Source organism: Flavobacterium cryoconiti (genome assembly GCF_048158645.1).
Lineage (GTDB): Bacteria > Bacteroidota > Bacteroidia > Flavobacteriales > Flavobacteriaceae > Flavobacterium > Flavobacterium cryoconiti.
Genome location: NZ_JBLNKW010000003.1, coordinates 342,039 through 354,999, shown reverse-complemented (window position 1 = coordinate 354,999; position 12,961 = coordinate 342,039). Strand labels below are relative to the sequence as shown.

The window sequence follows — 12,961 nt, the reverse complement described above, 5'->3', positions numbered from 1 at the left end:
GCTATAAGCGGTTTACGTTTATAGCCTATTGTCGTTTTTATAATAATTCACCATCAAATTCACAAATTTACTATATCCTTCCATACCATCTTTTTGCTGATTTAATTTCAGGAAATTGTCATAAAAAGCATGAAAACCTGTTTCAATTGGGGTTTCATATTGCTTCCAGAAAGTATCACTTTCTTTGTAGTTTTTCAAAATTCCCGGATGAACAGTTTTAAGTAATTGTTTGAATATTTTTTCATTTCGAACTTGCCAATTACTTAAACAATAGCGCAAAGCCATGCTGTATCCAGAATATTGAAAGTATAAATTGTCATTTTTTACTGAAGCTAAAAATCCAATGAAATTACATTCGCTTTCGCTGGCATAGCCCATTTGATGTGCCATTTCGTGATTGGTTGTCATAGGAAAACTATACATCGGTCCAAGGTCGTTTACTTGAGCTTCATTTGTAAACGGATTCAAATAGCCTCCAAAGCCCATATAAGCCAAAGGCAGACTGAGAATAGATTTCTTAGTACTCAAATGACTATAAGTAAAATAGGGATATTGATTGGATAGGTTTTTATAACCATTCAAATTCATTTCAAAAACCTGTTCTTGCGAGTAAGGAAATACCACTTTTAAACTATCATTTTTTGTAATCTGAGCTTGAACTTCGTTAGTTTTGGTGATTAGTTTCTTGGTAAAAGTCAATAAATCAGCATCAGAATACTCTTTTTTAATGGCCATTTTTTCAAAAAGGGGTTGACGGTAATAATTGAATGCCCAAAGAATATGAAACAAAAAATAAAAAACGGATACAAAACTTAAAATAGACAAAATGTTGTTTTTCCATTCTTGTTTCCAAGATTTTCGATTGTTCCAAAACCATATAAAAATGAGGGAAATCACAATAAAATAAATAAAATCCCCTACAGAAAATGGAATTGTACCAAAAACTATTCTCGAAAATTTAGCAATCATTGGATACAAACCATTGCTGTAAAATTGCTCCACCCGTTCTGGAAAAAAAGGAATAATCTGCAAAAACAGTATTTGGAGAAAAAGAAAGGAAGGAAGGAAATATTTTGGTTTCACTGGATTAATTTTGAATAGGTAAAGATAATTACAATATCAATTAGTATCGAAAAAGAATTTAAACTTTGTAACTTTGGAGCTTATAAATGTTAAACCTCAAACAAAAATAAATGAGCCAAGAAATAAGAAATCTGGAACCCAAAGCACTTTGGAATAAGTTTGCTGATTTGAACGCGGTACCTCGTCCTTCTAAAAAAGAAGAGCGTGTGATTGAGTTTATGAAAAATTTCGGAAACAGTCTGGGATTGGAGACTTTTGAAGATGATATCAGGAATGTAATTATTCGTAAGCCTGCTACTCCAGGAATGGAAAATCGTAAAGCGATTGTTCTTCAAGGACATTTGGATATGGTACATCAAAAAAATGCCGATACTGTTTTTGATTTTGACAAGCAAGGAATCGATATGTATGTAGATGGAGACTGGGTTCGTGCAAGAGGAACAACTCTTGGCGCTGATAACGGTCTTGGAGTTGCTACAATTATGGCAATTCTGGAAAGTAAAGATATTCCACATCCAGCTATTGAAGCTTTGTTTACCATTGACGAAGAAACAGGAATGACTGGAGCTTTGAACTTAAAAGGAGGGATTCTGCAAGGTCAAATCCTTTTGAATTTAGATACGGAAGAAGACGATGAAATTGACATTGGTTGCGCTGGGGGAATTGATGTAACTGCTACAAGAAGTTATCACGAAGAGGAAGTTCCTGAGGGTTCTGTTGGGCATATTATTACCGTAAAAGGATTGAATGGAGGACATTCAGGAATGGATATCCATAAAGGGTTGGGTAATGCCAATAAAATCATGAACCGTTTGTTGTTTGATGCTTTTGAAAACTTCGGTTTACAAGTGGTGGAAATCAACGGCGGAAGTTTGCGTAACGCTATTCCAAGAGAAAGTGTTGCTAAAGTGATTATTTCCGAAATGTTTGATGAAGCTTATATTTTTGATATGCAAGAAATCATCAACGACATCAAAAATGAATTTAAAACTACCGAGCCAAATTTAACGATTGAAATCGTGAAATGCGATTTACCAAAAAAAGTAATGGATTTAGGTGTTCAGGAAGGAATTATCAGAGCAATTTACGCAGCGCACAACGGCGTGTATCGCATGAGTGCTGATATGGAGAATCTGGTAGAAACTTCTAATAATATTGCAAGGGTAATCATCAAAGATGGTGAGATTTCAATAGGATGTTTGACCCGTTCTTCTGTAGAAACGTCTAAATATGATTTGGCGAATTCTTTGCGTTCTGCTTTCGAATTAGTAGGTTGTGAGGTGGAACTTTCTGGTTCTTATCCTGGTTGGACTCCAAATGTAAATTCGGAGATTCTAGATGTTTTGGTTGCGATTTACGAAAAACAAAATAAGGAGAAACCAAAAGTTGTGGCTTGTCACGCAGGATTAGAATGTGGGATTCTGGGAACTAATTATCCTGAAATGGATATGATTTCTTTTGGACCTACGATTCATGGTGCGCATTCCCCAGATGAAAGAGCAAGTATTTCTTCTTCTCAGAAATTTTGGAAATTCGTATTGGAAATTTTAGCCAATATTCCGGTTAAATAGCCTTATAGTTGAATAAAAAAAACAAACCCTCGCTTAGCAATAAACGAGGGTTTGTTTTTTATAAAAAGAATTAGTCTCTTTTAGGACTGTTCTTCTTATCTCTTTTTTCTTCTTTCTTTTCTTTTGCCGTTTTTAAAGGTTCTTTTTTTACGGTCTTCTTAGCGTCTTGACTTTTTGCCATGATATGGGTATTTAAATTTTGTTTTTAATTTTGATGTAAGTAAATGTATATAATATTTTGATTTGTTTTAAATATTATTTCAAAAAATCCCCGTCGATGATTAGTAATTCAACTCCATTAGTAGCAATAGAGCGATGAGAGCTTAAATCATCAGAAACTACATAAGTCATTCCTTTAGACAGATTTGTTTGTTCTCCGTTCTCCATTTCGCTAATAAAATTTCCTTCGAGGCAATGTACAATATGTCCTTTTTGACACCAATGATCGGCTAAATAACCGTCAGAATAAATAACTTTCCGAATTCGTAATCCTCCTAATTGAATGGTTTGCCAATAGGCTATTCCCGTTTCGCCTTTATGTTCTGTTCTTTCTATTTTGTTCCAATTGATGGCTTGGAAAGGTATGTTAGACATGGATTTTGTTTATTGGATTAATTAATTTTAGCTAAACTCGAATTTAAGTATTTTAAAATAAAAATCCCCAACTACTTTCGTGATTGAGGATTGAAATTATCTTTAGATTAAAAAACTGTAGGTGTCATATTATTTTTTCTTCAGAATCTTATATTCTTCATAGCAGCCACTTATGGCGTCCATAATTTGTAAATCATTTGCTGTTTGTATAAAAGCATCGGAATAATTGCAACGTTGTAAAATTTCGGCTAATTCATTTTTATCCACGCCAAGAAGTACAGCTATTGTTTCTCTGTCGAATTTAGATTCGAGTAGATTTCGAACCGTATCATCCTTTTTCATTTCTTTTAGCTTTTTGAGTTCTTTTGGATTTTTGCCAAAGAAATTATAAAGCATATCTGCTGGATTAAAGATAGAACCCAGTACTCTTCCAAAGGCATTTGGAGAATATTCACCTGCTTCGTACCCTTGTGTTAATCCTGAAATGCTATAACGGTAGTTTTCTTTTGTTGGAATTAATTTAGAATCAACTTCGAGATATCCCGTTAAATTAAAAGGTCTGATGATTACTTCCTCTAGCGCAATTGCTTTCTCGGTAAGTTGAATTTTTGTGCTTTTATTTTTTATCCAGTCATTAGTAACTCGGACTCTTAAAGATTGAAATCCTAAACTGGTAAAGTGTAAAGTATCGTTTGGCTGTACATCAATTTCGAAATATCCTCTTGAATCGGTAGTTGCTCCGCGTACTTTATTGATATTGATGATGTTTACATTAGACAACGGCTGCTTAGTGCTGTTGTTGATAATAATACCATTGACTTTTTGGGAGAGTTCTGTTACTTGTGCGACAGCGGTTGCAGATAGTACTAAAAAAAAGAAAACTACAAAATATTTCATAAACTGATTTAAAACTTTAAAAGTAGTAAAAGAGGATTAAATATTTTGTAGTTCCAGTATATAATTATAAGAAAATTAACAATAGATGTTAGTCTCTTCTTGGTCTTCTTGGTCTTGGTGAATCACCAAAGCTTTCTGAACGTCTAGGTGCTCTGTCAGATGAACCTTCAGTTCTAGGTCTGTCAGATGAAAAACCACCTTCTCTTCTTGGAGCAGCACTTCTAGAATCGCTTCTTCCGCCAAATCCACCTTCTCTTGGAGCTGAATTTCTGTCGCTTCTAAATCCGCCACCAGCAGAACCTTCTCTTCTTGGAGCAAAACTACCTTCTCTTCTTGGAGCTGAACTTCTTTCGCCTGAGCGACCTCCGCCAAAACCACCACCAGAACTTCTTCCGTTATGGTCACGTCTTCCACCACCATCATTTTTAGAAATTTCAACATTGATTCTACGTCCTTCTAATTGTACGTTGTTCAATACTTCCATTACTTTATCAGTATGTTCCGGATCCGTGTTAAAGAAAGAGAAACCTTCTTTTACATCTACTTTGAAAACGTCATCACGACCTAAGTCCAATGTTTCTTTTAAGTAATCTTTCAATGACATCCAATCAAAGTTATCTCTAGAACCAATGTTCACAAAATATCTTGTTGCACCACCATTGTTATTTTCTCTTGGAGCACCATCTCTATCATCACGCTCACGTCTTTCAGAACCTGAAGCTTGATTAGAAATATCTCTAGTTTTCTTGTAATAATTGATAAAACGGTTAAATTCAACCGATACCATTTTCTTGATTAATTCCTCTTTCGATAAACCTTCAAGTACGCTGTTAATTGCAGGAAGATAGTTGTCAATTTCATGATCAACTTCTGTATCTTTAATTTTATTAGCTAAGTGTAATAATTGGATTTCGCAGATTTCAATTCCAGAAGGGATTGTTTTTTCTTCGAATTTTTGTTTGATGATTCTTTCAATTGAAGAAATCTTACGCAATTCGCTTTTAGTAACGATTACAATAGAAGTCCCTAATTTTCCAGCACGACCCGTACGACCTGAACGGTGATTGTACGTTTCGATTTCGTCAGGTAATTGATAGTTTACTACGTGAGTAATGCTATCAACATCAATTCCACGAGCTGCAACATCAGTAGCTACAAGCATTTGGATTTGTCTTCCTCTAAAAGATTTCATTACACCATCGCGTTGCGCTTGAGATAAATCTCCGTGCAATGCAGCAGCGCTGTATCCATCCTCAACTAATTTTTCAGCAACGGCTTGCGTATCTCTTTTGGTACGACAAAAAACTACTGAGAAAATGTCTGGATTAGCATCAGCTAAACGTTTCAAAGCTTCGTAACGGTCACGTGCATTTACAAGGTAAAATTCGTGAGAAACGGTAGCAGAACCTGAGTTTTTAGCTCCAACTGTAATTTCAATTGGATCAGTCATGAATTGTTTTCCAATACGTGCTACTTCAGCAGGCATTGTTGCAGAGAATAACCATGTGTTTTTTTCGTCTGGCGTAGTAGAAAGGATGTTTACGATATCTTCGTAGAAACCCATGTTCAACATTTCGTCAGCTTCGTCAAGAATACAATAGTTGATTTGAGAGATGTTTACCAAACCTCTATTAATCATGTCTTGCATTCTTCCTGGAGTTGCTACAATAATTTGTGCGCCTCTCTTTATGTCTCTCGCTTGTTCTGTTATGCTAGCTCCACCGTAAACTGCTACCACATTAATACCTTTTTCGTATTTAGAGTAGTTTTTAATTTCGTTGGTAATCTGCAAACAAAGTTCGCGTGTTGGAGATAAAATTAATGCTTGTGTGTTTCTGTTGTCGGCATCAATTTTCTGAATAACTGGAAAACCAAAAGCTGCCGTTTTCCCTGTCCCTGTCTGAGCCAACGCAACCATATCTGTGTCTTTTTCCAATAATAGGGGAATCGCTTTCTCCTGTACTTCGGTCGGATTTTCAAATCCTAGATCTAAAATCGCCTTCAGTAACGATTCACTCAATCCTAATTGTTCAAATTTATTCATATGTATTTTTAAAATAGGGTGCAAAATTACTGTTTATAATTCATATAAACTAATGCTATTTTAAGATTTAATGATTTATTGTAATTTGATTATCAGAAAGTTATGTTTTTAATTTGCAAATTATAGTTTTTACTTTCGTAATTCAATGTGAAATTACGACTCAAAATCAGAGATATTGTTATAAAAATGTTGTATTGTAAAAGTTTATTTATTTGCTTTAAGGAAGTCTATTAGCTGGAGTGTCGCTTTTCCTCTGTGACTAATTTTATTTTTAATGTCTAATGATAATTGGGCGAAAGTTTCCTGATATTCTTCTGGTTTGAAAATAGGATCGTAGCCAAATCCTTGATTTCCTGCTTTTTCTAAAGTGATTTCACCTCGGGCAATTCCTGTAAAAAGATGTTGTTTGCCATTTAAATGTAATGCAATGACCGTTTTGAATTGTGCTTCTCTATTTTTTTTACCGGATAAGGCGTCCAGTAATTTATTCATATTATCATCGGCATTGCGCTGTTCGCCAGCATATCGCGCAGAAAAAACTCCGGGTTCTCCATTTAAAGAATCCACTTCAAGTCCAGTATCATCAGCAAAGCAATCATAGCCATAGTTGCAGGTTACATAATTAGCTTTTAAAATGGCATTTCCTTCTATAGTATCTGCTGTTTCAGGAATTTCTTCATGACAACCGATGCTTTCTAAACTCAGAATTTGGATTGTATCAGGAAGCATACTTTGCATTTCCAGAATTTTGTTTTTATTATTGGAAGCGAAAACGAGTTGCATTTTATTGATTTTAATTAGGCTTCAAAGATACATTTTTTTAACTATTTGATTGGAATACCGTCAAAACAGTTCGAAATGTTTATGTGTCATAGGAATCTCTGGTTTATTTGAAATTCAAAAAATACATTTATGGATTAAACGATTAAAAGACAACGCGTTAATTAATGGTTAAAGTGTTGTTTTTAAATTATTTGAACTAACATAAGTTGTATCTTTGAGTGTGATTTTGATTAATCACTTGGGTAAAACCATCTGAAAAGAGAAGCTTATTCAAATAGTCATTTCATACTGAACGGTATGAGTTGATAAATGGTAAATCAAAATCAACAATCGGAGGCCCTTTAAAAAGGCCTCCTTTTTTTGTGGCTAGCACTGAAGCATAGTGCTTAAATTTTCTGAGGATTTATCCGTGTTTTTTGGAATTTTATATTTTTGATTTATCAATAAAGCATTGAATGTTTTTTTTAATGCTTTAAAAATCAATACGTTAATTATTGGTTAAATTGCTTTTTTAGAGTTGTTTGAAACAAAAATCGCCTTATCTTTGAGTATGATTTTGATTTGTTTTTGAATATGTCTATCTGCAAAGAGAAACGTATTTGATAGTCACGATCACCGAAAGGTATCAGTAGATAACAACAAACCAAAATCTAAACTAGGAGGTCTGTATAAGACCTCCTTTTTTATGGACATAAATCAAAATAGTAATTTTTTATTAAAATTTACTAAAATAATTTTAACTGTAATAATGTATTAAGAATTATGATTTTAGTATTGAAATTGACACGTTAACGATTAGTTAAAATTCTGATTTGTAAGTTGTATGGCGGGATTAAATTGTATCTTTGAGTGTGATTTTGATTAATTACTTGAGTATATCAATCTTGTAATAAGATATGATAATTCAATAGTCAGCTATACGAGTTAAAGTATAAGTTAGATAATGGTAAATCAAAATCAACGATTGGAGGGCTATAAACGCCCTCCTTTTTTGTTTGTTGCTTTTAGTGTCTTGTCACATTCTTTAAATTGTCTGGAAAATACAAATCAGATAAATGAGCAAATTCATCGCCACGCATAAAAATATTAATATCAACATCGGCAAAACTTTTTTTGCCTGCAGCAGCCAAGAGTTCGTTAGCAGCATGTAGTGTGTTCTTATGAAAATGGAAAACCCGTTCTGATTTATCAGTTACAACTAATCCTTTGATTAACATTTTGTCTTGTGTAGCAACTCCGGTAGGACATGTGTTATTGTTGCATCGCAAGGCTTGAATGCATCCCAACGAAAACATGAATCCACGTGCACTATTACACATATCAGCACCAAGCGCGATAGCTCTTAAAATAGAATAGCCTGAAATTATTTTACCACTGCAAATGATGCGTATCTTGTCTCTAATACCAAAACTCACTAATGTTTTATTTACAAAAATAAGCGCCGGTTCAAATGGCATTCCTACGCCATCCGCAAATTCAAGTGGCGCAGCGCCAGTCCCACCTTCGGCACCATCAACGGTAATGAAATCAGGAAAACAATTTTGAGTAATCATTTCTTGACAAATCATTTCAAATTCGCTGGTTTCACCAACACACAATTTAAAACCAATTGGTTTTCCATTAGAGAGCAAACGTAATTTTGCAATAAATTCTATTAACCCTTTTGTATCTGAAAATGCAGCATGACCAGGTGGAGAAAGTATCGTTGTATGTGGTTGTACGCCTCTAATTTTAGCTATTTCGACTGTATTTTTTGCAGCTGGCAAAACACCGCCATGTCCTGGTTTGGCTCCTTGTGATAATTTAATTTCAATCATTTTTACTTCTGGCAAATTTGCTTTTTCAGCAAATTTGCCTCCGTCAAAACCACCTCTGTCATCACGACAACCAAAATATCCTGTTCCTATTTGCCAAGTGATATCTCCGCCTTGTTGATGAAACTCAGTCAAACCACCTTCGCCTGTATTGTGATAGAATTTGCCTTTGAGGGCTCCTTTGTTCAAAGCCATAATAGCATTTTGACTTAAGGAACCAAAACTCATAGCCGAAATGTTTAATAACGAAGCCGAATAGGGTTGCGTACAATCAGGTCCACCAACTAGAACTCGGGGTAATTCTTCATTGACTTTTGCAGGAAAAATAGAATGTTTAATTCCCTCATAACTCGATTGATTTAAATTTAATTGTGTTCCAAAAGGGGTTGTCGCATCAATATTTTTGGCCCTTTGATAAGCCAGAGTTCGCTGATTTCTTGAAAATGGTTTTCCATCTGTGGAACGCTCGATAAAATATTGCTGAATTTCGGGCGCTATCGTTTCAAATAAATATCTAAAATAACCTAAAACAGGAAAATTTCTTAAAATGGCGTGTTTCTGTTGAATACTATTGGCATAACCAATCAATAATAGAATCAATAAAAAAACTAATAAAAATAGGCCTACTTTAAAATATAAGTAAATACCCAAAGTAATTATAAATGCAGTAATTCCTAAAACGAAAAATTTTTGTCTCATAATGAAAGTTATTTCAACTACTAAATTAGTAAGAATATTAAAGATTTTGCACTTTTGTAACTATTATTTGAAAGGAATTGTTTTATTTCACAAAATAGAAAAGCACAATTAAAAAAGAGTTGTTAAAAAACTAAAGAGCTCTTTTTTACGTAAGTGTTTTTGTCTAATTGTAATTTATTAAACATGGGTCAGAAAAAATGCATCGAATTTTCGATTACTTTGAAATTATTGTTTTTCTTGTTGTTTTTTACAAGCGCCCATTCACAATATGTTTTTAGGAATGATGCAATTCCTAAAGAGATTTCCCTTTATAATTTTACTACAATTACGGATGTTGGTCAAAGAAATTTAGATATTCATTTTGTGATTAAAAATTACAATTCACTGAATGTTAAAAAATTAAAAAATGAAAGTGATGATTTAGGCTTTACACAAAATAATTTTTGGTCTAAAACGGAACTTGAGAACCCTACAAATTTATCTTTGAACTATTATTTAGAAACAGCTCGTCCCATAACTGATTTGGTTGAGTTGTATGTTGTTAATGGAGTTTCTGGAAAAATAACTAAATCAATAAGTGGCGATAATATTCCTTATTCCAAACGAAGTTTTGATAATCGTAAAACCATTTTTAAAATTGAAATAGCACCAAAATCCAATTTAAAATTGTTTTTACATCTAAAGAGTGATGGAGAAGTAATAAAAATGCCAATAAAACTGTATTCCTCTGAAAGTTTTATCAAGATGGTTTCAAAAGAGCAATTGATATATGGTGTTTTCTATGGTATTTTAGTTATTGTAGCGATTATTTACTTCTTTTTCTTTTTTGCCTTACGCGAAAAAACATTTTTGTACTACAGTTTGTATGTTGTTTTTGTTGGTTTGTTGCAGTTTTCGTTAGATGGTTTTTTCTTTCAGATTGTTACGCCTTACGGTGGCTGGTTTTCAAATCATGCCGTGTTGTTTTTTGCAATAATTGCCGCTTTTTTATCAGGTAAATACAGTGAAGTTTTTCTGAAAATTAAACAATATAGTAAAACATTTTATACGTTGTTTAATGTTAGTTATGCATTACTATTTGTTTTATTGTTTTGTGCAATCGTACTTCCTGTTACATTGTTGTATTGTTATATGTTGGTGAATGTATTAGCGTTAATATTTTTGATTTTGATTATTTGTTCCATTGGATATCTTTATTATAAAAAAAAGCCAATAGACTCTTTATTTACCATTGGGATTTTCTTTTTAATTCTAGGATTTGGGGTTTTTATTCTGAACAATTTTGGTCAGGTTCCTAATAATTTTTTAACTGAAAACAGTTCTAAGCTGGGTACCGGTTTAGAGATTATTTTTCTTTCGCTTTCGATGTCAAATTTAATTCGAAATCTTAAAAATGAAAAGAATGAACTCAATCGTCTTGCTTTAGTTCGTTCGGAAGAAATGAATGATTTGAAATCATACTTCTTGTCAAATATCAGTCATGAATTGCGAACTCCGTTGAATGCCATTATGAATTTAATCGATTCTATTTCCAGTGAAGTTCAAGATGATAAAATTAGAAAAAATTGTCAGATTATAAAGTATTCTTCCCATAGTTTGTTGAGTTCCGTTAATGATATTTTGGATTTTTCTAAAATTGAAAAAAGAGAATTAAGACTGGAAAATAATCAATTTGATCCGGTTCAGGTTTTGGAACATTTGAAGAATAATGCCATCAATATCGCTAAAGATAAAGGGTTGGGATTTCAGTTTTCAAAATCAGACACTATTCCTGATTTTTTAATTGGAGATGTGACCCGATTGGTTCAGGTGGTGAACAATGTATTGAATAATGCCATTAAATTTACGGCTACTGGATTTGTGAAATTCAGTATTGATGCTGAATTGAAACCAAACAATAAAGCCAGTTTGATTTTGACTGTTTCAGATTCTGGTGTGGGAATTTCCAAAGATAAAATGAACAGTATTTTTGATTCTTTCTCTCAAAATAATATCGATAATAAGCGAAAATTTGGAGGACTTGGATTAGGGCTTTATATTGTAAAAACTCTTGTAGATATGCAAAACGGAACTGTTTTAATGGATAGTAAAGTTAATGAGGGTACAACGTGTAAAATTACAATTGACTTTGATGTGGCAGAACAACAAAAAGTAAAAGAAGTGGTAATTGAGCCAATTGTTTATGATTTAGAAGGTAAATCAATCTTAGTGGTTGAAGATAACCCCATTAATCAAATGGTTATTAAAATGATTACAAAAAAATGGTTGAATACGACTGTAGTTTATGTAAATAATGGACAGGAATGTCTGGATGCTTTCAAAACAAACCAATTTGATATTATCTTGATGGATCTTCAAATGCCAATAATGGATGGTTATGAAGCTACGATTGCCATTAGAAATGGTGAAGCAGGAGCACATAATAGTAATATACCAATTATTGCAGTAACCGCCGATGTGATGGAAACCACAAAACAGCGCGTTAAAGAAATTGGAATTAATGATTATTTATCGAAACCAATTAAAAAAGAAGTCTTATTCCAGGTTGTGAAAAACTTAGTTTAACTGAAACGCAATCGCACATAAACGTGTTTGATTCCTTTTTTGTCGGATTCTCTTTCGTCGATTTCAAGAATATCGGTAAGGGATTTTAGCATAGGAGTTAATTTTGAAAAGCCGTAATTTCGTGGGTCAAATTCAGGTTTTCTTTTTACAATAAGATTACCAACATCTCCAAGAAAAGCCCAACCGTCATCATCACAAATATCTTCTATTGTGGTTTCGATAAGTTCTATCGTGTCTACATCTATTTTGTTTAACGATTTTTCCACAGGTTTCTCCACGGGTTTCTCCACAGGTTTTTTAGTGTCAGCCGAACGTTTTTTTGCTTTTTTCTTGATGGCGCCGTCCAATACTTCAATGTAAATAAATCGATCACAGGCTACAATAAATGAATTGGGGGTTTTTTGTTCTCCAATTCCAATGACTTTCATCCCAGATTCCCGGAGTCTAATGGCTAAACGTGTAAAGTCAGAATCACTGGAAACAATACAAAAACCATCTACTTTATCCGAATATAACAAATCCATAGCGTCAATAATCATCGCTGAATCCGAAGAATTTTTACCTACCGTGTAACTGTATTGTTGGATAGGTGTGATAGCATGTTCCAATAAAACACTTTTCCAGCCTCCTGCATTTGGTTTGGTCCAATCAGCATAAATACGTTTGGTGGTTGGTGTTCCAAATTTGGCTATTTCTTCCATCATTCCTTTTACATTACTGTATGGAACGTTGTCAGCATCAATGAGAACGGCTAGTTTTAATTCTTTTGTATCTTGGGACATAAATTTCTAATGTTGAAATATTTATTCAAATATACAAAGTTTATTGATGAATACGCTTTTTAGCCCTGATCGAAACGGCATCCTTTTGTGCCGATTTTTCTTCGGCACAAAAGATACAGTGTAGAGCAG

9 protein-coding genes are annotated in these 12,961 nt (G+C 33.4%); 2 read left to right on the top strand and 7 right to left on the bottom strand.

Features of this window, described 5'->3' with window-relative positions; genetic code table 11:
• Positions 1-18 precede the first annotated feature (18 nt).
• A complete protein-coding gene (locus ACM55H_RS06720; RefSeq protein ID WP_416835788.1) occupies positions 19-1,083 on the bottom strand; it encodes a DUF3810 domain-containing protein in 1,065 nt (354 codons plus the stop codon).
• A 110-nt stretch (positions 1,084-1,193) separates the two neighbouring features.
• Between ACM55H_RS06720 and ACM55H_RS06715 the strand changes: the two genes are divergently transcribed.
• Complete coding sequence (locus ACM55H_RS06715; protein WP_416835787.1) at positions 1,194-2,654, top strand: aminoacyl-histidine dipeptidase; 1,461 nt, start codon at positions 1,194-1,196, stop codon at positions 2,652-2,654.
• Between the two features lie 255 nt (positions 2,655-2,909).
• Here the strand turns inward: ACM55H_RS06715 and ACM55H_RS06710 are convergent, their stop codons facing one another.
• From ACM55H_RS06710 to ACM55H_RS06690, 5 genes are all read right to left on the bottom strand, one after another.
• A complete protein-coding gene (locus ACM55H_RS06710; RefSeq protein WP_416835786.1) occupies positions 2,910-3,248 on the bottom strand; it encodes a DHCW motif cupin fold protein in 339 nt (112 codons plus the stop codon).
• Positions 3,249-3,377: 129 nt separating this feature from the next.
• A complete protein-coding gene (locus ACM55H_RS06705; RefSeq protein WP_416835785.1) occupies positions 3,378-4,145 on the bottom strand; it encodes a carboxypeptidase-like regulatory domain-containing protein in 768 nt (255 codons plus the stop codon).
• A gap of 88 nt (positions 4,146-4,233) precedes the next feature.
• Positions 4,234-6,189: a DEAD/DEAH box helicase gene (locus ACM55H_RS06700; protein WP_416835784.1), complete on the bottom strand. Its 1,956-nt coding sequence runs from the start codon at positions 6,187-6,189 to the stop codon at positions 4,234-4,236.
• 204 nt (positions 6,190-6,393) lie between these two features.
• Positions 6,394-6,972, bottom strand: coding sequence for a non-canonical purine NTP diphosphatase (locus ACM55H_RS06695; protein WP_416835783.1), 579 nt, complete (start codon positions 6,970-6,972; stop codon positions 6,394-6,396).
• Between the two features lie 1,004 nt (positions 6,973-7,976).
• The gene (locus ACM55H_RS06690) at positions 7,977-9,485 is read right to left on the bottom strand and encodes an FMN-binding glutamate synthase family protein (protein ID WP_416835782.1); all 1,509 of its coding nucleotides are present in this window, start codon (positions 9,483-9,485) and stop codon (positions 7,977-7,979) included.
• Between the two features lie 183 nt (positions 9,486-9,668).
• Between ACM55H_RS06690 and ACM55H_RS06685 the strand changes: the two genes are divergently transcribed.
• A complete protein-coding gene (locus ACM55H_RS06685; RefSeq protein ID WP_416835781.1) occupies positions 9,669-12,050 on the top strand; it encodes a hybrid sensor histidine kinase/response regulator in 2,382 nt (793 codons plus the stop codon).
• Here the strand turns inward: ACM55H_RS06685 and ACM55H_RS06680 are convergent.
• A complete protein-coding gene (locus tag ACM55H_RS06680) occupies positions 12,047-12,832 on the bottom strand; it encodes an NYN domain-containing protein (RefSeq protein ID WP_416835780.1) in 786 nt (261 codons plus the stop codon). The two genes, ACM55H_RS06685 and ACM55H_RS06680, sit on opposite strands and share 4 nt — an antisense overlap.
• Positions 12,833-12,961 lie beyond the last annotated feature (129 nt).

Coding starts and splice junctions, on each gene's coding strand:
- ACM55H_RS06705 (WP_416835785.1), bottom strand. CDS start 4,145: ATGAAATATTTTGTAGTTTTCTTTTTTTTAGTACTATCTGCAACCGCT.
- ACM55H_RS06715 (WP_416835787.1), top strand. CDS start 1,194: ATGAGCCAAGAAATAAGAAATCTGGAACCCAAAGCACTTTGGAATAAG.
- ACM55H_RS06680 (WP_416835780.1), bottom strand. CDS start 12,832: ATGTCCCAAGATACAAAAGAATTAAAACTAGCCGTTCTCATTGATGCT.
- ACM55H_RS06690 (WP_416835782.1), bottom strand. CDS start 9,485: ATGAGACAAAAATTTTTCGTTTTAGGAATTACTGCATTTATAATTACT.
- ACM55H_RS06695 (WP_416835783.1), bottom strand. CDS start 6,972: ATGCAACTCGTTTTCGCTTCCAATAATAAAAACAAAATTCTGGAAATG.
- ACM55H_RS06700 (WP_416835784.1), bottom strand. CDS start 6,189: ATGAATAAATTTGAACAATTAGGATTGAGTGAATCGTTACTGAAGGCG.
- ACM55H_RS06710 (WP_416835786.1), bottom strand. CDS start 3,248: ATGTCTAACATACCTTTCCAAGCCATCAATTGGAACAAAATAGAAAGA.
- ACM55H_RS06685 (WP_416835781.1), top strand. CDS start 9,669: ATGGGTCAGAAAAAATGCATCGAATTTTCGATTACTTTGAAATTATTG.